This window comes from Streptomyces sp. NPDC052016 (genome assembly GCF_044548445.1).
GTDB lineage: Bacteria > Actinomycetota > Actinomycetes > Streptomycetales > Streptomycetaceae > Streptomyces.
The window spans coordinates 138,291-164,101 of record NZ_JBIUBX010000025.1; the positions used below are offsets into that span (position 1 = coordinate 138,291).

Sequence of the window (25,811 nt, forward strand, 5' to 3'; positions counted from 1 at the left end):
CGGTCCGGGCCCCTATGGTGGAGGCAGTGGTCGAAGGACGACGTACGGGGGACCGGACAGTGGGTGGGACAGGCGGGATCAGGGAGATGACGGCGATCAGCGCGACTGCGGGGACGACGGAGAGCGAGGCGCTGGCCACGCTGCACCGGGTCTTCGGATACGAGGCCTTCCGCGGCGAGCAGGGAGCGGTCATCGAGCACGTGGTGGCCGGTGGGGACGCCGTCGTCCTGATGCCGACCGGCGGTGGCAAGTCGCTGTGCTACCAGATCCCGGCCCTGGTCAGACCCGGCACGGGTGTGGTCGTCTCCCCGCTGATCGCCCTGATGCAGGACCAGGTGGACGCGCTGCGGGCGCTCGGTGTGCGCGCCGGGTTCGTCAACTCCACCCAGGACTTCGACGAACGCCGCGTGGTCGAGGCCGAGTTCCTGGCCGGAGAGCTGGACCTGCTGTATCTGGCGCCGGAGCGGCTGCGTCTGGACTCCACGCTGGACCTGCTCTCCCGCGGCAAGATCGCGGTCTTCGCGATCGACGAGGCGCACTGCGTGTCCCAGTGGGGCCACGACTTCCGTCCCGACTACCTCGCCCTGTCCCTGCTCGGCGAGCGCTGGCCGGACGTCCCGCGGATCGCGCTCACGGCGACGGCCACGCGCGCCACGCACCAGGAGCTCACCCAGCGACTGAACATGCCGACGGCACGGCACTTCGTGGCGAGCTTCGACCGGCCCAACATCCAGTACCGGATCGTGCCGAAGGCCGACCCGAAGAAGCAGCTGCTGAGCTTCCTGCGGGAGGAGCACGCCGGCGACGCGGGCATCGTGTACTGCCTCTCCCGCAACTCCGTCGAGAAGACGGCCGAGTTCCTCTCCCGCAACGGCATCGAGGCGGTGCCGTACCACGCGGGTCTGGACGCGGGCACGCGCGCGGCGCACCAGTCGCGGTTCCTGCGGGAGGAAGGCCTGGTCGTCGTGGCGACCATCGCCTTCGGCATGGGCATCGACAAGCCGGACGTGCGGTTCGTCGCCCACCTCGACCTGCCCAAGTCGATCGAGGGCTACTACCAGGAGACCGGCCGCGCGGGACGCGACGGGCTGCCGTCGACGGCCTGGATGGCGTACGGCCTCAACGACGTCATCCAGCAGCGCAAGCTGATCCAGTCCGGCGAGGGCGACGAGGCGTTCCGGCGGCGGGCCACCGCGCACCTGGACTCGATGCTCGCGCTGTGCGAGACGGCCCGGTGCCGGCGGGGGCAGCTGCTCGCCTACTTCGGCCAGGAACCCGCCCCGGCGGGCTGCGGCAACTGCGACACCTGCCTGGCACCGCCGGAGACCTGGGACGGCACCATCGCGGCGCAGAAGGTGCTGTCGACGGTGGTGCGGCTGCAGCGGGAGCGCGGACAGAAGTTCGGCGCGGTGCAGATCGTCGACATCCTGCTGGGCAAGCGCACGGCCAAGGTGATCCAGTTCGACCACGACCAGCTGTCCGTGTTCGGCATCGGCGAGGAGCTGACCGAGGGCGAATGGCGCGGCGTCGTCCGGCAGTTGCTGGCGCAGGGGCTGCTCGCGGTCGAGGGGGACTACGGCACGCTCGTGCTGACGGAGGCGAGCGGTGCGGTGCTGCGGCGCGAGCGGGAGGTGCCGCTGCGCAAGGAGCCGAGGAAGCCCGCGACCGCCGGACCGGGCTCGTCGTCCACGTCCGGCCGCGGGGACCGCAAGGCGAAGGCGGCCGCGGCCGAGCTGCCCGAGGAACTGGTCCCCGCCTTCGAGGCCCTGCGCGCCTGGCGCGCCGAACAGGCCCGCGAGCAGGGCGTCCCGGCGTACGTCATCTTCCACGACGCCACCTTGCGGGAGATCGCCACGGTGTGGCCGACCTCGGTGCGGCAGCTCGGCGGTGTCAGCGGGGTCGGCGAGAAGAAGCTGGTGACGTACGGGGAGGGTGTGCTCGAGGTGCTGGCGTCGCTGGGCGGCGCGCCGGGCTCGGCGCCGGAGGCCGGTGCCCCGGAAGCGGCGGGTCCGGGCGGTTCGGGTCTCCCGGACGAGCCCGACGGCCCGGACGACTGGCCCGAGATGGAAGCGGAGCCGGAACCCGACGACTGGACATAGCGGGCCGGGGCCCGGGGCCGGTCGGCGACGGGACACAGGCGGGGCGTGGCACGGGCCGGAGTGGGCACGGGCCGGGCGCGGTCCAGGTCGGGCGCGGCACGGGTCGGGCGCGGCACGGGTCGGGCGCGGCACGGGTCGGGCGCGGTACCGGCCGGGGATGGCACGGGTCGGCCGGTCCGCGGACGTCGGTGGGCCGGCCTGTGACGCGGGGTTCAGGTCAGCGCCGTCAGGCCCGGGGCGAAGGTGATCAGCAGGGGCAGCAGGGGGACCAGTGCCGCCACCGTCGTCGTCAGCGCGCGGTGCCGGCGGAGCAGGCGTGGAGGTGGCTGGAGGAGACGGTCCACGCGTTCCCCCAGCAGGCGGCGGCTGGACGCGCAGGACAGGACGCCCCGGTGCTGGTTGAGCTCGATCAGGGCCAGAGCCGTCGTCAGATGGCCGCAGCGGCGGGACGCCGTGTCGTCGGCGGCGAGTTCGACCAGCCGGTGGGTCTGGTCGCAGAAGTGGGCGAACAGCGGCACGCGCGGAAAGCCGGTCGCCAGGGCCGTCGACAGGTGCAGCAGCCAGTCGTGGTGGGCACGGGCGTGACCGCGTTCGTGGGTGAGGACCGCGTCGAGTTGATGGGAGGTGAGGCGGTGCAGGGCGCCGGTGGTCACGATCAGCTGGGGCGGGTTGCCGGGCATCCACCAGGCGTCCGGGTACTCGTCCTCCAGGACCAGCAGCGGGCCGCGGGCCGCGGGCAGCCCCGCGGGGAGGTCGGGGGCGCGTTCCCGCAGATGGGCGCGGGCCAGGCCGCGGCGCCGACGCGCCTCGACCAGCTCGCGGGCGAGCATCGCGGTGGTCCAGGCGGCCCCGCACGCCAGCAGCACCGTGAGGGCCGTCGCCCACACCGGGGCAGTGGACAGGTCGTACGCCTCGGTCACGACCGGCGGGGCGGGGGCGAAGACCTGGGCGCGGACGGTGTTGAAGACGGCGGCGGCCCCCAGGACCAGGGCCGTCAGACAGGACAGCAGGACCGTGGCGACGAGGCACTGCCACACCCACAGCGCGACCACCGGCTCCCGCTCGGGCCACTCGGCCCGGGTCAGCGCACGCGGCACCGGCACGGCCGCGGTCAGCGCGACGACGCTCAGCAGGAGCAGGATGACGGTCATGCCACGGGCTCCGGATCCTGGTCGGTGAGGACGGGGGTGGAGAACGGGCCGGAGTCGACGGGCCGGCCGGAACGGCCGGATCCGCTGGATCGGCCGGGCCGAACGGCCGAACTCCGGTCGCCCGCGCTCCGGGTGGGTGCGTGCGGCGGGCCCGGTGCGAGGACCGTGCCCGCCGCCAGTATGCCGGTGACGTCCGCCGGAGTCAGCCCGCCAGAACCCGTCCGGTCACCTCGCCGAGGCCCACGCGCCGGCCGTCCGGTCCCGGGGCCCAGGCCGACAGGGTCACCACGTCCCCGTCCTCCAGGTAGGTGCGCTTGCCGTCGGGGAGTTCGAGGGGGTCGCGGCCGTTCCAGGTGAGTTCCAGGAGGGAGCCGCGCTGGCGTTCGGCGGGGCCGCTCACGGTGCCCGAGCCGTACAGGTCGCCGGTGCGCAGGGAGGCGCCGTTGACCGTCAGGTGGGCGAGTTGCTGGGCGGCCGTCCAGTACATGGTGGAGAAGGGGGGTTCGGAGACGACGTGACCGTTGAGGGCGACGGAGATCCGCAGGTCGTAGCCGGCGGGCTCGGTGGACGCGTCGTCCAGGTAGGGCAGCAGGGGGTGGGTGCGCTCGGGGGGTGAGACCCGCGCCGCCTCCAGTGCCTCCAGCGGGGTGATCCACGCGGAGACCGACGTGGCGAAGGACTTGGCGAGGAACGGGCCGAGGGGCACGTACTCCCAGGCCTGGATGTCGCGGGCCGACCAGTCGTTCAGGAGGCACAGGCCGAAGACGTGCTCGCGGAAGTCGGCCAGCGGCACCGGCCGGCCCTGCCGCGAGGGCACCCCCACCACGAAGCCGACCTCGGCCTCGATGTCGAGCCGTGCGGACGGGCCGAAGACGGGTGCGGGGTCGGTGGGCGCCTTGCGCTGGCCCGACGGACGGACGATGTCCGTGCCGGAGACCACCACCGTGCCGGCGCGGCCGTGGTAGCCGATGGGCAGGTGCTTCCAGTTGGGCAGAAGGGTGTCCGTCGCGTCCGGGCGGAAGATCGCGCCCGCGTTCCGGGCGTGGTGCTCGGAGGCGTAGAAGTCGACGTAGTCGGCGACCTCGAAGGGGAGGTGCAGGGTCACCGAGGAGAGGGGGTGCAGGAGCGGGGCGAGGGTCTCGTGGCGGGAGGGATCCGTGACCCACTCCGTCAGGGAGCTTCGTACCTCGGACCAGGTCGTGCGGCCCGCTGCCAGCAGGGGGTTGAGAGTCGGACGGGAGAGCAGGTCGGCGTGCGGTGAGCCGAGAGCCCGGGCCGCCGCGCCCGCGTCCAGGACCTGGTCGCCGAGCCGGACGCCGACGGTCCGCCGCTCGGAGCCGGCCGGGGAGAAGACGCCGTACGGGAGGTTGTGCGGCCCGAAGGGGTCGCCTTCGGGGAGGTCGAAGGGGGCCAAGGGGGGCATCGGGTGCTGCCTCGCTTTCGTGCTCGCCGTGTATGCGCCGCGTGTGCGCCGCGCATGCGCCATATACGCACCTGTGTTCGCCATGGCCGCGTGCTCGCCATGTGCGAGTTGCCCGCGGGGGTCCTGTCGGGGTTCCGCGGTGGCTCCGCCGAGAGGCCGAGCCGTCGCACACGTTACGGCTGACCTCGGAGGAGTGGCACCGCGGCGACACGCGAGGGACCCGGGAGGCGAGGGACGAGCCGGCCGACCGACAGCGCTCCGCTTCCACTTGTGTACGGCGCGTTGTCCACAGGCCGGACCGCAATCTTGACGGAGCGGTGCGAACAGGGAGACTCTGGGCGGGTGCTGGAAGGCCTCGGGGAGGGGGCCTTCCTCCGGCACACCTGGGGGGCGGATGGCCAAAGGGGAGGCCGGCCTCGGGTCGGCGCGGCGTGGTTCACGGCCGAAGCGGCTGGAAGAGACCATGCGCGGCAGACTCGGCCGGGAATGCGTGTACGTGCCGTCGTGCCGGTTCGGGCTGTTCGTGGCCTTGCGCCACTGGTGCCCGCCCGGCGGACGGGTGTTGATGTCGCCGGTCAACGACGACGTGATCTTCTTCGTGGTGCTCGCGGCCGGTCTCCGGCCGGTGCAGGCGCCGTTGAACCCGCTGGACGCGTCGATCGACGTGGACGCGGTGCCCGACGAGGTGTGGGGCTCGCTGTCCGCGGTGCTCACCACGAACCTGTACGGCAATCCGGACGACGCGCCGCGCCTGCGCGAGAAGTGCGACGCGCTGGGGATCCCGCTGTTCGAGGACGGGGCACACGCCATCGGCAGCGAGGTCGGCGGCCGGCCGGTCGGGGCCTGGGGGGACGCCTCCGTGTTCAGCCTGTCCAAGCATGTCGGAGCCAAGGCCGGGGGCTTCCTCGCCTGTGCCGACCCGGGCCTGCGCGAGGCCCTGGAGAAAACCTGCGAGGACCTGCTGCTGCCCGGGCGCCTCACCGCCGAACTCGCCTTCACCGCGAGGCCGTACGCGGAGGCCGCCGTGCGGGGACTGCGGCTGCGGCGTGCCGCGTGGGCCACGATGCGGCTGCTCGGGCTGACGGAGCGCGAGGAGATCAGGATGCCGTTGCGGGCGGAGGAACTGGCGCGGGCGGTCGACGCGGCCCCGGACCTCACCGCCCACGACTCGTGGATCCGCGTCGACATGCACGACTACCGGCTGCGTTCGGGCCCGCTGCGCCTCGGCCGCATCGGACGCGGACTCGACCGGCTGGACGAGGTGCTGGCCGCCTGCCGGGCGGGCACGGAGCTGCTGCTGTCGACACCGTGGGCCAGACCCGCCGGGCCGGGTGGGGCGAGCGAACTGCCGGCGGGGGCGGGCCCGGGCTCCGTCCAACCCCTCTTCCGTGTCCCCCTGTTCGTCGCCGACCGGGACGCCGCGATCGCGGCGCTCGCGCGGCGGGGGATCGTCGTCGGGTACCTCTACGACCCGCCGCTGGACGACTACGCGGGGGCGGCGTTCACGGACCCCTCGCCCGATCCCGCTGGCGCGCGCTGGTTCGCGCGGCATGCGCTGCCCGTGGATCCGCTGCGGGCGCGGCGGGTCGTCGAGGTGCTTCAGGAGTCCGGCGTGCGGCCGGCCGAGGCGCCGGGAGGGCTGGAACCGACGCGTGGCTGACACAGGAGCCGGGACGCAGGCCGAGACACACACCGGGGCGGAGGCCGGCAGCCGGAACGGACCGGCGGCCTGCAGACGGGCGGGAGTTCAGGTGCACGAGCCCGTCGCGGCGCCCGCCGGCCCGGCCGGCCCCACGGGAAGCGGCGGGAGCGGGGCCGGAGGGGGTGCGGCCGAGGCCGGACCAGGTGTGAACCGATCAGGTGTGGCCGGATCCGGATCAGATGGGGCAGCGGCCGGAAAAGGCGTGGCCGAGCCCCAGCCGGACGGCCAAGCACAGCCGGACGGTCAAGCCCAGCCGGACGGCCACGGCCACAGTCACGGCTCCGACTCCCTGTTCAGGAACGCCTACTTCCTCATGCTCAGCACCGGCGTCTCCGCCGTGCTCGGCCTGGGTTTCTGGCTGGTGGCCGCCCGCTACTACTCGGAGGAGGCCGTCGGCCAGGGCTCCGCCGCGATCGCCGCGATGCGTCTGCTCGCGAGCATCACGGCGACGACGATGATCGGCGCCGTCGTCCGCTTCGTCCCGCGCGCGGGACGGGCCACGGGCTCGCTGGTGTGGCGGGCCTACGCGGCGAGTTCGGTGGTCGTGGCCATCGCCGCGTTCGTCTTCCTGCTGACCCTCGACCTGTGGGGGGCGTCGTACGCGCCGCTCGGCACACCGGTCGCCGGGGCGGCCTTCGTCGTGGCGTGCGTGGCGTGGGCGCTGCTCACGCTCCAGGACGGGGTGCTGACCGGGCTGCGCAGATCGGGATGGGTGCCGGTCGGCAACGCGGTGTTCTCGGTCGGCAAGCTGATTCTGCTGGTCGTGTGCGCCGGCGCGCTGCCGGTGCTCGGCATCTTCGTGTCCTGGGCCGTCGCCATCGCCTTCTCGACGCTGCCGCTCGGCTGGCTGATCTTCCGCAGGCTGATCCCGCGCCAGGCCGCCGCCGACCGCGACCTGGAGCCGCCCCGGCTGCGGGAGATGGGCCGCTTCCTGGCGGGCGACTCGCTGGGCGCGCTGTTCAGCCTCGCGATGATCAACCTCCTGCCCGTGATGGTCGCGGTCCGCTTCAGCGCCGCCGAGAACGGCTACTTCTACGTGGCGTACACGGTCGGCGGCACGATGGAGTTCATGGCCATCAACATGGCCTCCTCCCTCACCGCGCACGCCTCGCACGACCCGCGCCACCTGGCCGACGGCGTCCGCGGGGCACTGCGCCGCATGACCCTGCTGCTGGTGCCGGTGGTGCTGGTACTGGTGGTGTTCGCCCCGCAGATCCTGATGCCGTTCAGCCCGGACTACGCCGAGCACGGCACCACCGTGCTGCGGCTGCTGGCCGCCGGCGCGCTGCCGCGGGTCGTGGTGGAGCTGTACATCGGGGTCCTTCGGGTGCAGGGCCGCACCGGGGTGCTCGCCGCGCTCCAGGGCGCGATGTGCACGCTGGTGCTGGGCAGCGCGGCCGTCCTGTTCACCCCCGCCGGTATCGCGGGCGCGGGCTGGGCGGTGCTGCTGAGCATGTCGCTGATCGCCGTCGTCTCGGTGGTCGGCTTGCGGGCGGCGTTGCGGGAGCCCGCCACGGCGCCCGTCACGCCGCCCGCGCCCCCCGCCGACCGGGCGGCCCCCGCGCAGGCGCCCGCCGACGCGACTCCCGGGGACGGCGCCCGCTGGTCCCGGCTGAACGCCACGGCCGGGTACGGCACGAGCTGGGCGCGCCGGGCGGAGTACGAGCGGGGCACCTCCGACGAGGACACCGTCGCGCTGTTCATAGGGCGTCCCGGTTACGAGCGGGAGGCCCTGGAAGCGGACACCCTCGCCGTGATCGTCCGGCCCCAGAAGGACACCGCGCCCTCGGAAGGCACCGGAGGCGGCCGGCCCGAGCCGGAGCCCGACTACGAGGGGAACGGCCTGTGGTCCGAGCGCGGTCAGCGGTGGCTGCGCGCCGGGCTGTGGAGCCTGCTCGGCGCCACCGCCGTCGTCTTCTCGACGGCGCTGCGGGACCTGCCGTGGCTCGGCGGGCCGGTCGACGACACGCTCGCCGCGTCTTTGAGCGGGCCCGGGATGCTCGGCAGGCTGCCCGGCGCGGCGATCGTCGCGGGGCTCCTGCTGCTCGTGCTGTTCGTCGCCACCGTGACCCTGGGCGTGCGGCGCGACGTCCGGCTACCGGGGGTCGCGCTGGGGCTCGTCGCGCTCGCCCTGTACTCCGTGCCCATCGCCCTCGGCCGGGAACCACGGGCGCTGGGGGGGACGTTCTACCGGGAAACGGCCGCATTCTTCGCGGAGACCCTGGGCCTGCCCGGGGCCGAGCCGCTGCTGCGCTGGGTGCCGCCCGTCTGTCAGTTGCTGTGCCTGATGGCGCTGTGGCTGCTGCTCGACCGGGTGGGCGACCGCTTCGGCGACCGTCTCGGCGGGAGGCTGCCGTGGGCGGCGCGCTGGGGGGTCGTCTACCTCGCCGCCGTGGGGGGCTGGGCGGGGAGAGAAGCGCTCGCGCCCCTCGCGCTGCCCCTGCTCGTCCTGCTGTTCCTGCTCGTCCTGCTCCTGTCGCTCCGCCGCGCCGAACCGCCGACGGAGCCCGCGGACCGTCTGCCGCTCACGGAGCCCGCGGACCGTCTGCCGCTCACGGAGGCCGCGGACCGGCCGCCGTCCACGGAGGCCGCGGACCGCCTGCCGTCGGCGGAGGCCGCGCGCCGTCCGCCGTCGACAGTGTCCGCGCGCCCTCCGTCCGCCGCGGAGCCGGCCCACCGTCCGCCGTCGACGGAGCCCGCGGGCCCTCCGTCCTCGGCGGAGTCGCCCCACCGTCCGTCCGCCGCGGAATCGAACCTTCGTCCGTCCGCCGAGTCCGCGCGCGCTCCGAGGTCCTCGTACGTGAACACCCGTCCCACCGATCGAAACCGAGACCCGTCCAGCGACTGATCACGCTCAGAGCCAAACGCCAGGGGGGAACCGTCGTGCGTCCGCCAACCACTTCACGGGAGAGATCCGAGCCGGAGCCCGCACCGGGCCCGGGAGCCGACGTCGCCACCGCGTCGCAGCCGAAACCCGCTGCCGCAACCGCGACCGCACCGGAGGCGCCCGCTCCGACAGGTGGTGAGCCCGTGGGCGACCTCTCCGACCTCCCACCCGCACGCCCCTGGCGGAACGCCGCGCTCCACCCTGCTCCCGCGCTGCTCACCGCCCTCGCCCTGTGGGGCTGGGCGGTGACCCACACCGACGTCTCCGACCTCGACGACTTCGGTCTGGTCACCGCGGTGCACCCCACGTTCTGGGCGGGCCTCGCGCTGCTCACCGCCGGCTTCTGGCTCACCCTGCGCGGCCCGCGCCGCCACCCCGGCTGGGCGCCGGCGTACGTGCTCGGCCTGCTGGTGATGGAGCGCGCCACCCAGGCCGTGCTCTACCCGACGCCGCTGTACGCGTGGGCGTGGAAGCACGACGCGGTCATCGACCACCTGCTGACGGCGGGCCGGTTGCAGGGCGAGGACGTGCTCGGCGACCTGGCCGTCTACGACCAGTGGCCGGGGTTCTTCGCCGCCCAGGCCACCCTGGTCAAGCTGCTCGGCGTGGACTCCGCCGCACAGTTCATGGCCTGGTGGCCCCTGGTCTCCAGCCTGATGCTGCTGCTCCCGCTGGTGCTGATCTACCGCACCTTCACCGACGACCGGCGCCTGATCTGGACCGCGGTCTGGCTCTTCTGCATCGCCAACTGGGTGGGCCAGGACTACTTCTCCCCCCAGTCCGTGGCCTTCGCCCTGCACCTCGGCGTACTGGCCGTCGTCCTGCGGCGCTACGGCCGCCCCGGCCAGACGGCGGCGCAGCAGCGCCAGGTGGTGTGGACGGTGCTGCTCACCCTGCTGGTCGTCGCCGTCGTCATCTCGCACCAGCTCACCCCGGGCATGCTGATCGTCACGCTGGCAGCCCTGTTCCTCGTCCGCCGCTACCGCGACAAGGTGCCGCTGCTCACGACCGCGGTGATCTTCCTGGCGTGGTGCCTGACGGCCGCGCTGCCCTTCCTCTCCGCGACGATGCCGGAGATGATCCGCTCGATCGGCGACATCGGCGGCAACGTCTCCACCGGATACGGCGCGACCCCGACCGGCACGGGCGCGGTGACGACGTCCTGGGTGGCCCGGCTGCTGTCGGCCTCGGTGCTGCTGCTGGCCGTCGTGGGCGTAGTGCGCCAGCCGGTGCTGCGCCACCGCGCGATGCCGCTGCTGCTGATCGCGGCCGCTCCGCTGCCGATGCTAGGCGCGAGCAGCTACGGCAGCGAGATGATCTTCCGGGTGCTGATGTTCATGCTGCCCGGCGCGGCCTTCTTCGCTGCCGCGGCCCTGCTGCCGCAGGTACGCACCCTGACGGCCTGGGAGAACAGCCGGCAGTACGGCCCCCACGGCGGCGGACGGCGCGAGCCGCGCCGCTACGCCTGGCTGCCGCTGCTCGCGCTCCTCGCCGGCACCCTCGCCTTCGTGCCGAGCTACTCCGGCAAGGACCGCATCAGCTACTTCCCGCCCGCCGAAGTGGACCTGGTCCAGCAGGTGTTCGACCAGGCCCCCGACAACTCCCTCGTCGTCGCCGCCGACCGCAACTACCCGCTGGCGTTCGACCAGTACTGGAGAGTGGACCACTACTGGTTCCTCGACGACGCCCGCGAGCACGTCGACCGGATCGTCAGCGATCCGGCGGCCACCCTCGCGCGTGACATGTCCGCCGTGGAAGCGCCCGGCCGGGCCTATCTGCTGTTCACCCGCGGCCAGTTCGCCGACGCCGAGATGAACGGCCTGCTCACCGGGGGCCGACTGGAGCGCATCGAACAGTCCGTCGCCGGGTCCCCCCTGTTCGAGCGGGTGGCCGCCAACGACGCCGGCTCGGCCTACGTACTGAAGGAGGCGGGCCGGTGACCCCGCAGGAACTCGTCGTCCGGATGCTGCCCCCGTTCGGCGGCTGGCTCGCCCTGTCCGCCCTGGCGCTGCCCGGCGGCTCCCCGCTGCGGGGCGCGGCGATGATCCTCTTCCTCGCCGCCGGGCCAGGCGCCGCCCTGCTCAGAATCTGCGGGCCCGCGCTGGCCACGGCCCCCGCCGCGGGGCCGGTCGAGCTTCGGGACCCGGCCTTCGAACGCCACTCCGACCTGCTGGAACGACTGATGCTGACCGTTTTCGTGAGCGTGGCCGTCGTGCTGGTCGCCGCGACGGTCTTCATCGCCACACACGCCTACAGCGCGCAGCGCGTCCTGCTCACGCTCACGCTGCTGACCACGTTCGCCGCGTTCTGCCCGCGGCTGCGCGCCTCCCCGCCGAGGACTGGGAAGGGTTCTGCTCTGTGAGGTTGCTCCACCCTTTCGGCGACGATCGCCCGCCCGGCGACGACCGCCCCACCCACCGCAACAGCGACAGCAACAGCGACAGCAACAGCGACAGCAGAAGCGACACAGACCGATATGGCCACGGCCGCAGCCACCGTCACCGGCGCCCGCGCGAACCCCGTGTGCTCCACCGGCCCCGTCACCGCTTACTGGCGGTCGCCACGGCCCTGTGCGCCGTCCTGACCGCCGTCCTGCTCCTGCGCGACGCCTCCGGACCGGGGGTGGCCGGCCCCGGGGCCCGGCCCTCCGCCACGGGCGGTGAGTGCGCCCCGACGGCGCTCCTCGAACCGCCCTGCGGAGCCTGGTTCGGCGCCTTCGTCCCGCACACCAAGAAGAATCTCTCCCAGAAGGTCCGCGACTACGAGAAGCGCGTCGGCCGCAAGCTCGACATCGTGTACACCTACCACGACATGTCCCTCGTCGAAGGCGACCGCCTGGAGGGGCAGTTGCTCACCGAGGAGGAGCGGCGGGTCGCGGCCGACGACCGTCTGCTGCTGCTCTCCTGGGAGAGCAAGTGGTGGGGCGGCACGAAGGCCCAGCAGCCCACCTGGAAGCAGATAGCCGACGGCGACCTCGACGCGTCCGTCATCGACGTCCAGGCCCGGCGCGTCAAGGAGTACGGGAAGAAGGTCTTCCTCTCCTTCGACCTGGAGATGGACACCCGCACCCCGGCCAACGGCACCCCGGAGGACTACGTCCGCGCCTACCGGCACATCCACGACCGGTTCCGGCAGCTGGGCGTGACCAACGTGGTGTGGACCTGGATCACCACCGGTTACCTGGAGCACGCCGACCTGATCAAGCGGATGTATCCCGGCGACGAGTACGTCGACTGGGTCGCCTACAACCAGTACAACTACTACCGGTGTCACGGGGCGGGCTGGCTGACCTTCGCCCAGACGCAGCGGGCCACGCACGACTGGATCCGCGAGAACATCTCCGACGACAAGCCGCTGATGCTCTCGGAGTTCGGCACCGCGAACGACCCGGCACGGCCCGGCCGCCAGGCCGAGTGGTACGCGCAGGTGCCGAAGGTCCTCAAGAGCCTGACGGGCGTCAAGGCCGCGCTCCAGTGGAACTACCGCGACCCCGGCCCCCACTGCGATCTCGCGGTGGCCGGCGACCGGGCGTGGGACAGCCTGCGCGAGGCGGTCTCCGACCCCTACCTCAACCAGCCGTTCGGATGAGGCGCCGCGACGAGCCGCCGGGGCAGCCGGCACGGCACGGGGAGCACGGAGCCGGGCGGCCGGAGACCGCGGTCCGCAGCCGCAGCCGGCAGCCCCTGGTCCGTAGCCGGCAGCCCCTGGTCCGTAGCCGGCAGCCCCTGGTCCATAGCCGGCAGCCCCCGGTCCGTAGCCCGTAGCCAGCGCGTAGCCCGTACTCCGCAGCCCGCACACCGAGTCGGGGAACAGCGCCGGGGACCGCCCGCCCGCCGGCCCTCAGCCCGCGAACACGGGTCCGCGCACCACCGCGCGGGCCCGCCGGTACCACCGCCACGCGACCGTCTTCGCGCCGTCCCGGTACGGCGCGACCCGTGCCCCCTCGCCCGCCAGCCAGCCCTCCACGTCGGCGAGGGTGTGGCCGCGCCGCACGATGAGCCGGGCGATGCGGTACCGCTCGTCCCGGTCCGAGCTGAGCGCGTGCCGTACGGCGGTGGCCGTCTCGTAGCCTGCGGCGGCCGCCATGCGCCGCACCCGCCCGCTGTTGTAGCCGTGCGGGTAGGCGAGATGGCGGATGCCGTGGCCGAGGGCGTCCTCCAGCACCGCGCGGGAGTCGCGCAGCTCACGCGCGAGGTCCCGGGGGGCCAGGGTGTCGAGCTGGGCGTGCGTGACGGTGTGGCTGCCGACCTCCATGCCGTACTGCTCCAGTCCCGCCGCCTGGTCCAGGGTCATCATCGGGGCGGGTGGCAGCAGGCTGCGCCCGCCCGGGGCGATGGCGCCGGTGGTGAGGTAGGCGGTGGCGGACAGCCCGCGCCCGGCCAGGGCCTCGGCGGTCGGTCCCGGAAGGTCGGCGAAGCCGTCGTCGAAGGTCAGCACCACCGGCCGGGCGGGCAGCGGCGCCCGCCCGGCGAGGTGGTCGGCGAGCGCGCTGACCGTGACGGGCGTACGGCCGCTGCCGACGACGGCGTCGAGATGCGCCGCGAACTGCTTCGGAGTGACGGTGAACTCCGCGATCCAGTCGGGCGGGTCCTCCATCACGGCGTGATAGAGGAACACGGGGATGCTCGCCCCGGCGGCCACGGTGCCGCCCGCCCTGGCCGTCATGCCGTCGGCTCCGGTCACGGCGCCGCCCGCCCCGGCCATCACGCCGTCGGCTCCGGTCACGGCGCCGCCCGCCCCGGCGATCACGCCGTCGGCCCCGGCCACGGTGCCGCCTGCCCCGACCACGGCACCGCCCGCCCCGGACATCGCGTCGCCCGCCCCGCCTGTCCCGGACATCCCGTCGCCCGCCCCGCCTGTTCCGTCTCTGCCGCCCTCGGCCCCCTTCATCGCGACCCCCTGGAGACCACGGCCGCCCGCAACGCCCGCCGGGCCCGCAGGTAGCCGACGGGCCCGTACGCCATCCCCCGGCGCTGCAACCGGGACAGACGCCGTGGCCACGGATGGCTCCGGTCGTCGTGGCCGCCCGGTGCGCCCCCGGCGTCCGCCTCCCGGGTCGCGGTCAGTGCGCGCGCGTGGGCCAGGCCCCGGGGCAGGCGGGCGAGGAACGCGGGCAGCAGGCCGGGCCGGTTGACGAGGATCGCGGTGAGATAGGCGGTGAGGCCGGCGCCGTAGCCGTACGCCTGGGTCTCCAGGTCACGCCAGGTCTCGCGGTGGTGGTGCCAGACCAGGGCCTGGGGCGTGTAGTGCAGGCGGTGGCCCTGGGCCAGGACGCGGACGAAGCCGTAGAGGTCGTCGCCGCCGCGGGCGGGCGTGCCGGCGCCGGTCGCCGGGTCGAAGCCGCCGACCGCGCGCAGCACGTCGGCGCGGAAGGCCATGTTGGCCCCGGACCCGAACCGGCCCGCCGTGAACGGGAACAGCGGCTCGTCGGCCGGCGGGTCAGCGGGGTCGTACGTGCGGGCCGTGAAGCCCTTCGCGAAGCCGCCGTGGCTCTCCAGCAGCACCTGGGCCGGTGTCCGCAGCCTGGCCGGCAGGATCAGGCCGGTGGCGCAGCCGAGGCCGGGGTCGGCGGCGAAGGGCGCGGTGAGTTCGGTGAGCCAGCGCGGGTCGGCGACGACGTCGTCGTCGGTGAAGGCGATCACCTCGCCGCGCGCGGCCTCGACGCCCTTGTTGTGCGCGGCGGCCAGACCGGGCACCGGCTCGGTCACGTACCGGACGCGCTCGGCGTACTTGGACTCGACCAGGTCCCGGGTGGCGTCCGTGACGGGCGCGTTGTCGACGACGACGATCTCGAAGTCCGCGTGGTCCTGGGCGAGCATCGAGTCGAGCGCGTGGGCGAGCCGGTCGGCCCGTTCGCGCGTGGCGATGACGACGCTGGTGTGCGGCACACCGGTGTGCGGCGTCGGAGGAGCTTCGGCGGCGGCGGCCTCCGCGGCGAACCGCTCCCGGGCCGGCCCGGCGAGGGCGGCCTTGGGGTCGGCGCCCTCCGGGACCAGCCCGAGCAGGGTGCCGATCGGCCGCCCGTCCCTCCTGACCAGGAGGAACACCTGGCCGTGCGTGACGGGCGGGCTGCCGGGGCCGGGTCTGAGGGTGGCCTCGGCCCCCTGCAGGTCCAGTTCGGCGACCTGGACCGGCCCGATGTCGAGGAACCTCCGGATCTCCTGCTCCACACGTGCGCGGGACATGAACCACGACCCCCCTGCTCTCATTGATCCTCTCCCTGGCATGAGCCCCCTGCCCTCACGACCGGCGCAACCGGCCCGCGCTCCGCAGCACCCGTGCGGCCGCCGACGCGAGCCTCGGCCGGCGGCGCACGAAGTGGTGTGCGCGGCGCGCGGGCTCACGGCTGAGCCAGTGCAGCGCGGCGCCCGCCCCCGGACGCGTCCACGCTCCCTCGTAGACGGGAAGCTCTCCCGTCTTCAGCGAGTCCTTGTACTCGGCCGCGCCCCGCCCCAGGTCGAGCAGGCCGATGCCCTCGGACGCCGACGCCTCGGCCATCCGCAGATGGAGCACCAGGCCGGGCGAGTACTTCGCGAAGTCCGGGTCGTACGCGGGGAACCAGCAGGCCAGAACGGTCGCCGAGCGCAGCCCGAAGTGCGCGGCGACCGGCTGCTCACCGGCGTAGAGGACGGACAGCGTGCCGGAGCACTCCGGGGCGCGCGTCTCGGCGAGCGTGGCCACGAGCCGGGTGATCCACTCCTGCGCGAACCGGTCCCGGCGGCCGGTCCTGCGGTACTGCGCCGACTTCCACGCGACGAGCGTGCGCAGCGCGGCCGGGTCGCGCTCGTCGAACACGAACCGCAGCGGCCCGGCCTGGCGGCCCAGCCGGCGTTCCTTGGCGAGCGTCGTCTTCAGGAACTTCGGCGACTGCGCCCGCAGTACGGACTCGTAGGTCTCGTACCCCTTCTCCACGTCGATGACGTAGGACGCGTACTCGGCGGCCGCGTGCGGGACGAACAGCCCCTGCTCCGCCTCCAGGTTGTCGAAGGCGAAACTGGACAGGGAGCACGCCCGCCCCAGTTCGTCCGCGTCCAGCCCGATGCCCGGGCTCAGCACGGCTCCCTGGGCGTCCGAGACGCCGTACGCGAGGGCCTGGCCCCGGCCGAGACGGCCCCGCTCGTGGGGCAGGAAGCCGACCGGCTCCCGCCCCTCGTACACCACCGCCACCCGCGCGCGGGGCCGTACGTGGCCCACGGCGGCGGCGAACTCCGGCTCCATGAACGGGTTGCGCGGGACGGTGGACGCGGCGCGCAGCGCCCGCCACCGCTCTCGCTCCCCCTCGCCGAGATCCTCCGGCCTCAGCACGCGAATACGTCCACTGCTCAACCTGACCCCCCGATCAAGTCCCCCCTGGACACCTGGACGGTACCGCTCCTGGCAGTTCGGGCGGTAGGTAGCGGACCATCTTGTTGCCAACCGGTGCAGAGGCCTTTAACCGGTCCGTACCCGGCGTTGCGTCAGAAAGCTGTTGCTTCCGCAGGGCCCCGGTCCGTGCGCCGGCGGCCGATCGGGCTGAACGGCCGGTGAGTTGGGAGCGGCCGGAATCCGTATTCTCTGATCATGGCCGCACCCTTCGCAGATGCCGCGCGCTGCGCGTACCCCCTCGTCGCCACCGACCTGGACGGAACGCTGCTCCGCGGCGACGACACCTTCTCCGACCGGTCGCTCGACGCGCTCGCGCGGGTGGCGGCCGCCGGCGCCCGCCACCTGGTGGTGACGGGCCGCCCGGCACCCCGGGTGCGGCCGCTGCTGGAGAACCTGCACAGCAGGGGGCTCGCGGTGTGCGGACAGGGCGCGCAGTTGTACGACGCCGGCGCGGACCGTCTGCTGTGGTCGGTCACCCTGGACCGGGAGCTGGCCGAGACCGCGCTCGGCAAGATCGAGGCGGAGGTCGGGCTGGTGTACGCGGCCGTCGACCAGGACGGGGTGGACGGGCTGACGCTGATCGAGCCGGGCTACCGGATGCCCCACCCGACCCTGCCGGCCCTGCGCGTCGGCTCGCGCGACGACCTGTGGTGCGCGCCGATCAGCAAGGTGCTGCTGCGCCATCCCGCCCTGTCCGACGACGAGTTGGCGGCGACGGCCCGCTCGGTGGTCGGCTCGCTCGCGACCGTCACCATGTCGGGGCCGGGCACGGTGGAGCTCCAGCCGTGCGGCATCACCAAGGCGACGGGCCTGGCGCTGGCCGCCGAACACCTGGGTCTGCGGCCCCAGGACACGATCGCCTTCGGTGACATGCCCAACGACATCCCGATGTTCGACTGGGCGGCGCGCGGCGTGGCGATGGCCAACGCCCACCCCGAACTGAAGGCGGTGGCCGACGAGGTGACGACGTCGAACGAGGACGACGGCGTGGCCGTCGTCCTCGAGCGCCTCTTCCCCTAGAGGGGACGGAAGGTCCGGTCAGTACGCGCCGAACACGTTGTCGATCGAACCGTAGCGGTCCGCCGCGTAGTTGCAGGCCGCGGTGATGTTGGCGACCGGGTCGTACGGGTCGTAGGCGGTGCCGGGCACGTGGTACGCGGCGAAGGTCGGGTCGATGACCTGGAGCAGGCCCTTGGACGGGGTGCCCTTGGCCGCGTTGGAGTCCCAGAGGTTGATGGCCTTCGGGTTGCCGGAGGACTCGCGCATGATGTTGCGGTGGATGCCGTTGTACGTGCCCGGAATGCCCCGCTCCGCCATGATGGCGAGGGACTGGCGGATCCAGCCGTCGAGGTTGTTGGGGTAGCCGGCGAGGGTGGTGCCCGACGGCGTGGTGGCGGCGGAGGCGCTGGTGGCGCCGACCAGCGGGAGGGCGAGCACGGCGGCGCCGGTGCAGACGGCGGCGACGGTGCGGGCGAGGCGGGGGCGGCGGTTGCGGCGGGGCTGAGCGGCAGCGGGCATGGCGAAGTTCCTCTCCGTCGCCTGCGAGGTGAGCTGTCGGGTTCGGGCTGGGAGGTGCCCGGCCGGCCGCCGTAGGGGTACGGCGACGCGACTTCACCCCGAGCCGGTCCGGTACGTGCGTGACGTACGGCCCGGCGTTCTACCTGGGTCCCCCGCTCCTGCCGTGCGAGTGGTTCGTCGATGGGTGGTGAAGGGCGGCGGCAGGATTCGGCGGTCCGCCCGACTGGGCGGGAACGTATGCGAGAGCACATGTCCGGAACAAGTGGCTGATTCGTGGAACAGGCGTAATGACCTTGATCAGGTGTGTATGGGGTGCTTGATCCTTTGCTGCTGGAAACCGTCAACTGCCCCAGCACAGAAGTGGAATTGCGGGATCCGGTTCCAGGGATGGCTCGATGTGCGAAGTGAGCCAAGTCACCAGCGTCGACAAGAGGGGTGAATCGGACAATAAATCCCAAGTCCGTTTTAAGGGGCGGAGCTAGAGCGGTGTGCGAGGGACGCGTTTCTCCCACGTCCGGTGGAACACCACTTCGTCGCCCGCCGTGCACACCACTTCGTCGGAGGTGAAGAAGTCGACGCCGTCACAGATGATCTCCGAGCGGGTCCGCACGACCGCCTCACACGCCGGCTCCGGGCGGCGCAGCCGGATCGACCAGTCGGAGCGGGCACGGGCCGTGAGGGGGTCGTGCTCGGCGATGGTGTACGTCTCCAGCGCGTCCTCGGTGAACTCCAGTCCGTCGGGGTACACGCGCGTGCCGCCGTGGCCGGGATCGAACTCCAGCCGCCACGCGCCCTCGGCGACGTCCCGCACCACCCGCCGTTCCGGACGCGGTTCGTCCAGGGTGTCCGGGCTCCATCCGTCGGCCGCCACCCCGTGGGTCACCCCCAGGGGCGGGGACTGCCCGGCCTCCTCGAAGGCGACCGCGGGGCCGGTGTCCCGGGTCCGCACCGGCAACTCCAGGGCGCTGCCCGCCGGGTCCAGGGTGAAGCCCGCCGCCGACCCGGGCTCGGGCCAGACCCACGGCCAGTACGCCGAGGAGACGGCGAGACGGATGCGGTGGCCGGACGGGACGGCGTACCCGATGCCGTTCAGCGCGAAGGCCACGTCCTCCGTCGCGCCCGGCGTCCAGGGCACGGACCGGTCCCGGCCGTGACGGGCGGAGAGGTTCAGCACCCCGCGCGTGACCAGGGTCGAGGAGCCGTCGGGCGCCACGTCGCACACCCGCGCGACGACCTGCCCGCGCGGCACCTCGCACGTCAGCCGCAGCCGCACCCGGGGCCGCCCCAGCACCCAGGTCTCCTCGGCCACCGGGAAATCGAAGCAGGCCGACCGCGCGTCCTCCGCCCGCTGGTCCGGCGGCAGGTCGGCCTCGTGGCCGATGGGGAGCAGACGGCCGGCGTCCACCCCGGTGTGCATCGGCGAGCGCACCAGGACGGGGGCGCCGCGGAGGGTGTACGTGACGCTGCTCACGCCGGGGGAGGGCCAGGCGGGCTCGCCGACCCAGCGGCCGGGCAGGGCGGCGTGGGCCGTGGCCTGGGCGTGGGAGCCGATGACGTAGGCCCGGAGGAGCGGCTCGGCCAGGACGCCTGCGGGGGAGGCGCCGTCGGATGCGGTCCGGCCCTTCAGCCAGTGGTCCCACCAGCGGAGGGTCTCCCGGAGGAAGCCGATCGCGGGGCCGGGCGGCAGTCCGCGGTCCGGGTACTGGTGCGACCACGGGCCGATCAGGCCGCGCACCCGGTCGGACGGGAGGTGCTCGACGAGCCCGAGCACCGTGTCGCGGTACGGGTCGTGCCAGCCCCCGACCGCCAGGACGGCCGCTTCGATCGCGCCGTAGTTCTCGCGGACGCTGCCCTGCCGCCAGTACGCGTCGCGGGTCGGGTGGGCCAGCCAGGTGTGACCGGCAGGCTCCACGGCCTCCAGGCGGGCCGGCCACATCTCCCGCCAGGCGTCGCCGACGTACCGCGGGTCGGGCGGGCGGGAGGAGAAGGCGAGCAGGGCCGCGGCCCGGGCGTGCAGACCGGCGGCGAGGACGGAACCTCCCGCATAGTGCACGTCGTTGTCATAGCGGTCGTCCGTGGCGCAGACCGTGACGACCGCCTTGAGCGGCTCGGGCGCGAGGGCCGCGACCCGGAGGGGGTCGACGCCGCCCCACGAGATGCCGAACATGCCCACCTTGCCGTCGCACCAGGGCTGGGAGGCCAGCCACTCGACCACGGCCGCCCCGTCCGCCGCTTCCGTGACCGCGGACGCGTCGCCCGGCACGCCCTCGCTGTTGCCGTGCCCGCGCGCGTCCACCCGCACGGAGGCGTAGCCGTGGCCCGCGTACCAGGGATGGCGCTGCCAGTCGCGGGGCGCGGTCCAGTCGGTCAGGCGGTACGGCAGGTATTCGAGCAGCGCGGGTACCGGTTCGTTCGTCAGCGGTCGCCACACGCGCGCGTACAGGCGCGTTCCGTCGGGAAGCGGGATGCGCAGGTCCTCGTGGGCCGTCTCGTAGGGGAAGGACGGACGGTTGTGCATGAGCGGAGCCCCCGGGAGGTCGGTGGACGGGGTGCGGAGTGCGTGGAAGGGGCTGCCGGTCGTCGGAATCGACGTCTTCCTCCGCGCGGGACATGAATCCCTACTTCCTGGTCAGTCGATAAATGTCCTTTCATGTCGAATGATCAGAAACATACCGGTCGTGATCCGAAGCCGCCCGTGCTCATCCGGGCGCCTCCCGTCGCCTTCTGGTCGGGCGACCTGGGGGCCGGGGGACGTGGGGGCTTTATCAGTGATCGAAACGTGACCGGATACGCTGACTCGAGTGATGGCAGCGACCTATCGACAAACCGTGTAATCGCCGGTAGACGCCAGCAGACAGGAGACTCCTCGTGACCGTCGTCGGGCCGTTCGGGCTGAGCGTGCGGGACCAGGCTCTGGAAGCCGATGTCCAGGCAGGTTTGGCGGCTGTCGAGGAAGGCTTGCTCGAGGCCACCAAGAGTGAGGTGCCGTTCATCACGGAAGCCGCCCAGCACCTGGTGCGGGCGGGCGGTAAGCGGTTCCGGCCGCTGCTGGTGATGCTCGCGGCGCAGTTCGGTGATCGCTACGCACCCGGTGTGGTGCCGTCGGCCGTGGTGGTGGAGCTCACCCACCTGGCCACGCTGTACCACGACGACGTGATGGACGAGGCGTCCGTACGGCGCGGGGTGCCCAGCGCCAACACCCGGTGGGGGAACTCGGTCGCGGTCCTCACGGGGGACTTCCTGTTCGCCCGGGCCTCGCACATCCTCGCCGACCTCGGACCCGAGGCGGTGCGGGTGCAGGCGGAGGCGTTCGAACGGCTGGTCACCGGGCAGATCCTGGAGACCGCGGGACCCCAGGACGGGCGGGATCCGGTCGAGCACTACCTCGACGTGCTCGGCGGGAAGACCGGATCGCTGGTGGCGGTGTCGTGCCGGTTCGGGGCGATGATGTCCGGCGCCGACGACACGGTCGTGGACGTGCTGACCCAGTACGGGGAGCGGCTCGGGGTCGCCTTCCAGCTCGCGGACGACGTGCTCGACATCGCGTCGGACTCGCACGAGTCGGGGAAGACGCCGGGGACGGATCTCCGGGAGGGCATCCCCACGCTGCCGGTGCTGCGGCTGCGGGAGCGGGCGGCCCGGCTGTCCCTGCCGGAGGACATCGCGCTCTGCGAGCTGCTGGACTCCGACCTGAGCGATGACGCACGGCTCACCGAGGCGCTCGCCGCGCTGCGGGCCCACCCCGCGCTGGAACAGGCTCGGGCGGACACCGTGCGGTACGCGAAGGAGGCGCGGGCGGCGCTGGCGCCGTTGCGGGACTGCGGGGCGAAGGGGGCGTTGATGGAGCTGTGCGACGCGGTGGTGCACCGGGCTGGGTGAGGGTTCTCCGCCCTGTCGCCCGGCGGGGTCGGCCTCCTGAGACGCCGGCCTCCCACAGGCGGGGACAGCCGTGGGACCCAGGGGGCCGCATGCCCAGCCGCGGAACCCCGGCGCCCTCGCACGGCCGACGCCAAGTGGACCCACTCAGGGGCGTGGGGAACTGCGCGACCGGCCCCGACGGACCCGCACCCGGCGGACCACACCCGTGGGCGGGGCGCGTACCGGGGCCGGGGCGAAGCTCCGGGGTTGTCCGGGGCCGGGGCCGTGCGAGGCCCGGGGTTCCGGGGCTGGGACCATGCCACGCCCCCTACGGGTAACCCCCGGCCACCCCTTTCCGTGTCATACCGCAGGTGTAGGCGGAGTTGAGTCCTCGGGTTGACGAATCTCCCTGGCCGATTTGGTCAGATGGAGACCACGGAAAACACCACTCCTCACCGATTCGGGTGAGAATGGCGGCTTGGGGTGGACGTTCGCGAGATGACCAGCCGCCGCCGACGACGGAGGTAAGGCACACATGGCACCGTACGCATCCGACGACAGCACGCACGCCGGGGAGGCCGACGACCTGCGCGTCGGACGGCGCAAGGCCGCACGGTACGTCGTTCCGGTCACCGTGGCGGGTGTCGCGGCGGCGACGATCGGGCTCGTCCCGGCGATCGCCGACTCGGGCGACCCCGACCTGCCGAAGATCACCGCACAGCAGCTCATCGAGAAGATCGCCGCATCGGACGTACAGCAGCTCTCGGGCACCGTGAAGATCACCACCGATCTGGGTCTGCCCGACCTGGGCGGCCTGGAGAGCGGGCTGCTCTCCGGCGCCACGGGAGAGACGGACGGCTCCTCCGCCGACCCCTCGGCCAAGCTCACCGAACTGGCCTCCGGCACGCACACCCTGCGCGTCGCCGCCGACGGCCCCGACAGGCAGAAGCTCTCCCTGCTGGAGAACGCCGCCGAGTACAGCCTCATCCACAACGGCAAGAACGTCTGGGGTTACGACAGCTCCTCCAACGAGGTCTACCACTCCACCGTCGAGGAGGGGGCCAAGGAGGAGACGCTCGTTCCGGCCACGCCCAAGGCGCTCGCCGAGGAAGCCCTGAAGGCCGTGGATGACACCACCTCGGTCACCGTCGACGGCACCGTGCAGGTCGCCGGCCGGGACGCCTACAAGCTGCTGGTGAAGCCGAAGCAGTCCGGTTCGACCGTCGGCGCGGTCAGCGTGGCCGTGGACGCGAAGACGGGCCTGCCGCTGAAGTTCACCCTGACCCCGGCGAGCGGCGGCGCCGCCGTCGTGGACGCCGGCTTCACCCAGGTCAGCTTCACCAAGCCGGCCGCCTCCACCTTCGACTTCACCCCGCCCAAGGGCGCGAAGGTGACCGAGGAGGACGCGGCCGAGGCGCCGGAGCACTCCGGCGAGCTCGCCGAGGAGGACTTCGGCAGGGACCTGGCCGGTCTGAACGTCCTCGGTGAGGGCTGGACCTCCGTCGCCACCTTCGACACCGGCGGCGAGGGCGTCCCCTCCTCCGACGACCTTCCCGCGGAAGCGGGCGGTCTCGGCGGCTTCCTGGACTCCTTCGGCGACAAGGTCACCGGCGAGTTCGGCTCCGGCACCGTCTTCTCCACCCGCCTGATCAACGCCCTGGTCACGGACGACGGCAAGGTCTACGTCGGCGCGGTCACCAAGGACGCGCTCGTCAAGGCCGCCGAATCCGAGCGGTGACCGAGCGGGCCTGAGCGGGGAGGAGCAAGCGGGCGGGAGCGGGCAGGGGCGGTCAGTACCCTGACGAGTACGACGATCGGGGGAGCCGATGGACGACGGCGCGGCGCAGGCGCCCGGGAGCGTGGCGCACGGTGCGGACGACAGCGTGGACACCGTCATCCACACCCGCGCCCTCACCAAGCGCTACCGCGGCGGACAGCTCGCCGTCGACGGCCTCGACCTGGCCGTCCCGGCGGGCAGCGTCTTCGGCTTCCTCGGTCCGAACGGCTCCGGCAAGACCACCACGATCCGCATGCTGATGGGCCTCATCGAGCCCACCTCCGGCACGGCGCGGGTGCTGGGCCGGCCCATGCCACGGGCCTCCCGCGCCGTGCTGCCGCAGGTCGGGGCCCTGATCGAGGGCCCCGCCCTCTACGGTTTCCTCTCCGGCCGGGACAACCTCCTGCGCTACGACGCCGCCGACCCGACCGCCGACCCGCGCACCCGGCGTGCGCGCGTCGAAGCGGCGCTGGAGCGGGTGGGGCTCACGGCCGCCGCCGGCAAGAAGGCGAAGGCCTACTCGCTCGGCATGAAGCAACGGCTCGGCCTGGCCGCCGCCCTGCTCCAGCCCCGTCGCCTGCTCGTCCTCGACGAGCCGACCAACGGGCTGGACCCGCAGGGGATGCGCGAGATCCGCGTCCTCGTCCGCGAGCTGGCCGCCGACGGCACCACCGTCTTCCTCTCCTCCCACCTCCTCGACGAGATCGAGCAGGTCTGCACGCACGCGGCCGTGATGGCACGCGGACGTCTCCTCACGCAGGGCCCGGTGGCCGACCTGGCGGCGCGGGCACGCGGCCGGCTCGTCGTGACCACCCCGGACACCGCGGACGCGGCCCGCGTGCTGAAGGAGCAGGGCGTCGGCGACGTCGTCGTCGGCGAGGACCGGGTCACCGGCGACCCGCCCGCCGACCCGGGCCGCGAACTGGGGGACGTCACCGCCGCGTTGGTGGCGGCGGGCGTCCGCGTGCGGGGCTTCGGCATGGAACGGGCCTCGCTGGAGGACGCGTTCGTGGCACTCACGGGGGAGGGGTTCGATGTCGCGGGCTGACGTCGGTGACCGGACGGCAGGGACGGAGAGGCTCTCCGCCGCGCCGTCCCCGCTGTGGACCCTCGGCCTCTTCCGCAGCGAGTTCGTCACCACCCTCCGGCGCTGGCGCACCCTCGCCCTGCTGGGCGTGCTGGCCGCCGTACCGGTCCTGGTCGGGATCGCCGTGAAGATCGAGACCGGTGACGGCTCGACCGCCGGGCCGCAGGGTGGCGGCGGCGAGGGGCCGGCGTTCATGGCGCAGATCACCAACAACGGCCTGTTCCTGGTGTTCACGGCCCTGGCGGCGACGCTGCCCTTCTTCCTGCCGATGGCCGTCGGGGTCGTCGCGGGCGACGCGATCGCCGGGGAGGCGAACGCCGGCACCCTGCGCTACCTGCTGGTCGCCCCCGCCGGCCGCACCCGGCTCCTGCTCGCCAAGTACGCGACCACGACGGCCTTCTGCCTGCTGGCCACCCTCGTCGTCGCCGTCTCGGCGCTCGCGGTCGGGGCACTGCTGTTCCCCCTCGGCGACCTCACCACGATCTCCGGCACCCGCATCACCTTCGCCGAGGGCCTGGCCAGAGCCCTGCTGATCGCGCTGGTCGTCGCCGCGTCCCTGCTCGGTGTGGCGGCGCTGGGCCTCTTCGTCTCCACGCTCACCGACAGCGGCATCGCGGCGATGGCGACGACCGTGGGACTGCTGATCACCGTCCAGATCCTCGACCAGATCCCGCAGCTGCACGCGATCCAGCCGTACCTGTTCTCCCACTACTGGCTGTCCTTCGCCGACCTGATGCGCGAACCGGTCTACTGGGAGGAACTGCGCAGGAACCTCGGTCTGCAGGCCCTGTACGCGGCCGTCTTCGGCTCGGCGGCCTGGGCGCGCTTCACGGCGAAGGACGTCACCGCCTAGATGATCTATTCCAAGGGGTGCCCGTACAGACGTGAACGAGGGTGTCCAAGATCGTTGTGTGACGAACAACCTGGACACCCTCGCGACCGCA

General features: G+C 73.2%; 18 protein-coding genes and 1 riboswitch. Of the genes, 11 read left to right on the forward strand and 7 right to left on the reverse strand.

The window, feature by feature from the left end:
• The first annotated feature begins 86 nt into the window (after window positions 1-86).
• On the forward strand, window positions 87-2,099 hold the full coding sequence (recQ, locus tag ACIHAR_RS28815; RefSeq protein ID WP_400022522.1) for a DNA helicase RecQ: 2,013 nt from the start codon (window positions 87-89) through the stop codon (window positions 2,097-2,099).
• A gap of 212 nt (window positions 2,100-2,311) precedes the next feature.
• Here recQ and ACIHAR_RS28820 read toward each other — a convergent pair whose 3' ends face one another.
• Both ACIHAR_RS28820 and fahA read right to left on the reverse strand, forming a co-directional pair.
• Window positions 2,312-3,250: a M56 family metallopeptidase gene (locus ACIHAR_RS28820; protein ID WP_365460777.1), complete on the reverse strand. Its 939-nt coding sequence runs from the start codon at window positions 3,248-3,250 to the stop codon at window positions 2,312-2,314.
• Window positions 3,251-3,452: 202 nt separating this feature from the next.
• Window positions 3,453-4,664, reverse strand: coding sequence for a fumarylacetoacetase (fahA, locus tag ACIHAR_RS28825; RefSeq protein WP_365460923.1), 1,212 nt, complete (start codon window positions 4,662-4,664; stop codon window positions 3,453-3,455).
• Window positions 4,665-5,067: 403 nt separating this feature from the next.
• Here fahA and ACIHAR_RS28830 point away from each other — a divergent pair, with 403 nt between their 5' ends.
• The 5 genes from ACIHAR_RS28830 to ACIHAR_RS28850 all read left to right on the forward strand — a co-directional run bounded on the left by ACIHAR_RS28830 (window position 5,068) and on the right by ACIHAR_RS28850 (window position 12,850).
• Window positions 5,068-6,333 carry a DegT/DnrJ/EryC1/StrS family aminotransferase gene (locus ACIHAR_RS28830; RefSeq protein WP_400022523.1) on the forward strand — a complete coding sequence of 422 codons (1,266 nt, stop codon included), beginning with the start codon at window positions 5,068-5,070 and terminating at the stop codon, window positions 6,331-6,333.
• A gap of 244 nt (window positions 6,334-6,577) precedes the next feature.
• Window positions 6,578-9,223, forward strand: coding sequence for a lipopolysaccharide biosynthesis protein (locus tag ACIHAR_RS28835; RefSeq protein ID WP_400022524.1), 2,646 nt, complete (start codon window positions 6,578-6,580; stop codon window positions 9,221-9,223).
• Window positions 9,224-9,405: 182 nt separating this feature from the next.
• Window positions 9,406-11,202: a glycosyltransferase gene (locus tag ACIHAR_RS28840; protein WP_365460781.1), complete on the forward strand. Its 1,797-nt coding sequence runs from the start codon at window positions 9,406-9,408 to the stop codon at window positions 11,200-11,202.
• A complete protein-coding gene (locus tag ACIHAR_RS28845; RefSeq protein WP_365460783.1) occupies window positions 11,199-11,624 on the forward strand; it encodes a hypothetical protein in 426 nt (141 codons plus the stop codon). Before ACIHAR_RS28840 ends, ACIHAR_RS28845 begins: the two co-directional genes overlap by 4 nt.
• A 161-nt stretch (window positions 11,625-11,785) precedes the next feature.
• Window positions 11,786-12,850 (forward strand): glycoside hydrolase family 26 protein, encoded by a 1,065-nt coding sequence (locus tag ACIHAR_RS28850; RefSeq protein ID WP_400022532.1) that lies wholly within the window; start codon window positions 11,786-11,788, stop codon window positions 12,848-12,850.
• 252 nt (window positions 12,851-13,102) lie between these two features.
• On the opposite strand, the gene ACIHAR_RS28855 is transcribed toward ACIHAR_RS28850, so the two are convergent.
• The 3 genes from ACIHAR_RS28855 to ACIHAR_RS28865 form a co-directional block, all read right to left on the reverse strand.
• Window positions 13,103-13,927 carry a polysaccharide deacetylase family protein gene (locus tag ACIHAR_RS28855; protein ID WP_400022533.1) on the reverse strand — a complete coding sequence of 275 codons (825 nt, stop codon included), beginning with the start codon at window positions 13,925-13,927 and terminating at the stop codon, window positions 13,103-13,105.
• A 221-nt stretch (window positions 13,928-14,148) separates the two neighbouring features.
• Window positions 14,149-15,447: a glycosyltransferase gene (locus ACIHAR_RS28860; protein WP_400022525.1), complete on the reverse strand. Its 1,299-nt coding sequence runs from the start codon at window positions 15,445-15,447 to the stop codon at window positions 14,149-14,151.
• A gap of 55 nt (window positions 15,448-15,502) precedes the next feature.
• Complete coding sequence (locus ACIHAR_RS28865; RefSeq protein ID WP_400022526.1) at window positions 15,503-16,567, reverse strand: GNAT family N-acetyltransferase; 1,065 nt, start codon at window positions 16,565-16,567, stop codon at window positions 15,503-15,505.
• 255 nt (window positions 16,568-16,822) lie between these two features.
• Between ACIHAR_RS28865 and ACIHAR_RS28870 the strand changes: the two genes are divergently transcribed.
• Complete coding sequence (locus ACIHAR_RS28870; RefSeq protein ID WP_365460791.1) at window positions 16,823-17,647, forward strand: HAD family hydrolase; 825 nt, start codon at window positions 16,823-16,825, stop codon at window positions 17,645-17,647.
• A gap of 18 nt (window positions 17,648-17,665) precedes the next feature.
• Here ACIHAR_RS28870 and ACIHAR_RS28875 read toward each other — a convergent pair whose 3' ends face one another.
• Together ACIHAR_RS28875 and ACIHAR_RS28880 are read right to left on the reverse strand one after the other, a co-directional pair.
• Window positions 17,666-18,145, reverse strand: a complete 480-nt coding sequence (locus ACIHAR_RS28875) for a transglycosylase SLT domain-containing protein (protein ID WP_365460793.1) — start codon at window positions 18,143-18,145, stop codon at window positions 17,666-17,668.
• 3 nt (window positions 18,146-18,148) lie between these two features.
• Window positions 18,149-18,335: riboswitch (cyclic di-AMP (ydaO/yuaA leader) on the reverse strand.
• A 288-nt stretch (window positions 18,336-18,623) separates the two neighbouring features.
• Window positions 18,624-20,663, reverse strand: coding sequence for a CocE/NonD family hydrolase (locus ACIHAR_RS28880; RefSeq protein ID WP_400022527.1), 2,040 nt, complete (start codon window positions 20,661-20,663; stop codon window positions 18,624-18,626).
• Window positions 20,664-21,013: 350 nt separating this feature from the next.
• Between ACIHAR_RS28880 and ACIHAR_RS28885 the strand changes: the two genes are divergently transcribed.
• The 4 genes from ACIHAR_RS28885 to ACIHAR_RS28900 all read left to right on the forward strand — a co-directional run bounded on the left by ACIHAR_RS28885 (window position 21,014) and on the right by ACIHAR_RS28900 (window position 25,720).
• Window positions 21,014-22,024: a polyprenyl synthetase family protein gene (locus ACIHAR_RS28885; RefSeq protein ID WP_365460797.1), complete on the forward strand. Its 1,011-nt coding sequence runs from the start codon at window positions 21,014-21,016 to the stop codon at window positions 22,022-22,024.
• 514 nt (window positions 22,025-22,538) lie between these two features.
• Window positions 22,539-23,741: an outer membrane lipoprotein carrier protein LolA gene (locus tag ACIHAR_RS28890; protein WP_400022528.1), complete on the forward strand. Its 1,203-nt coding sequence runs from the start codon at window positions 22,539-22,541 to the stop codon at window positions 23,739-23,741.
• An 88-nt stretch (window positions 23,742-23,829) separates the two neighbouring features.
• Entirely contained in the window at window positions 23,830-24,828 is a 999-nt protein-coding gene (locus tag ACIHAR_RS28895; RefSeq protein ID WP_365460801.1) for an ABC transporter ATP-binding protein, read from the forward strand.
• The gene (locus ACIHAR_RS28900) at window positions 24,815-25,720 is read left to right on the forward strand and encodes an ABC transporter permease (RefSeq protein WP_365460803.1); all 906 of its coding nucleotides are present in this window, start codon (window positions 24,815-24,817) and stop codon (window positions 25,718-25,720) included. The genes ACIHAR_RS28895 and ACIHAR_RS28900 overlap by 14 nt, the downstream gene beginning before the upstream one ends.
• Window positions 25,721-25,811 lie beyond the last annotated feature (91 nt).

Excerpts from the sequence above, each read along its gene's own strand:
- ACIHAR_RS28855 (WP_400022533.1), bottom strand. The coding sequence starts at position 13,927 with ATGACGGCCAGGGCGGGCGGCACCGTGGCCGCCGGGGCGAGCATCCCC.
- ACIHAR_RS28895 (WP_365460801.1), top strand. The coding sequence starts at position 23,830 with ATGGACGACGGCGCGGCGCAGGCGCCCGGGAGCGTGGCGCACGGTGCG.
- ACIHAR_RS28830 (WP_400022523.1), top strand. The coding sequence starts at position 5,068 with ATGGCCAAAGGGGAGGCCGGCCTCGGGTCGGCGCGGCGTGGTTCACGG.
- ACIHAR_RS28900 (WP_365460803.1), top strand. The coding sequence starts at position 24,815 with ATGTCGCGGGCTGACGTCGGTGACCGGACGGCAGGGACGGAGAGGCTC.
- recQ (WP_400022522.1), top strand. The coding sequence starts at position 87 with ATGACGGCGATCAGCGCGACTGCGGGGACGACGGAGAGCGAGGCGCTG.
- ACIHAR_RS28880 (WP_400022527.1), bottom strand. The coding sequence starts at position 20,663 with ATGCACAACCGTCCGTCCTTCCCCTACGAGACGGCCCACGAGGACCTG.
- ACIHAR_RS28890 (WP_400022528.1), top strand. The coding sequence starts at position 22,539 with ATGGCACCGTACGCATCCGACGACAGCACGCACGCCGGGGAGGCCGAC.
- ACIHAR_RS28875 (WP_365460793.1), bottom strand. The coding sequence starts at position 18,145 with ATGCCCGCTGCCGCTCAGCCCCGCCGCAACCGCCGCCCCCGCCTCGCC.
- ACIHAR_RS28820 (WP_365460777.1), bottom strand. The coding sequence starts at position 3,250 with ATGACCGTCATCCTGCTCCTGCTGAGCGTCGTCGCGCTGACCGCGGCC.
- ACIHAR_RS28870 (WP_365460791.1), top strand. The coding sequence starts at position 16,823 with ATGGCCGCACCCTTCGCAGATGCCGCGCGCTGCGCGTACCCCCTCGTC.
- ACIHAR_RS28860 (WP_400022525.1), bottom strand. The coding sequence starts at position 15,447 with ATGTCCCGCGCACGTGTGGAGCAGGAGATCCGGAGGTTCCTCGACATC.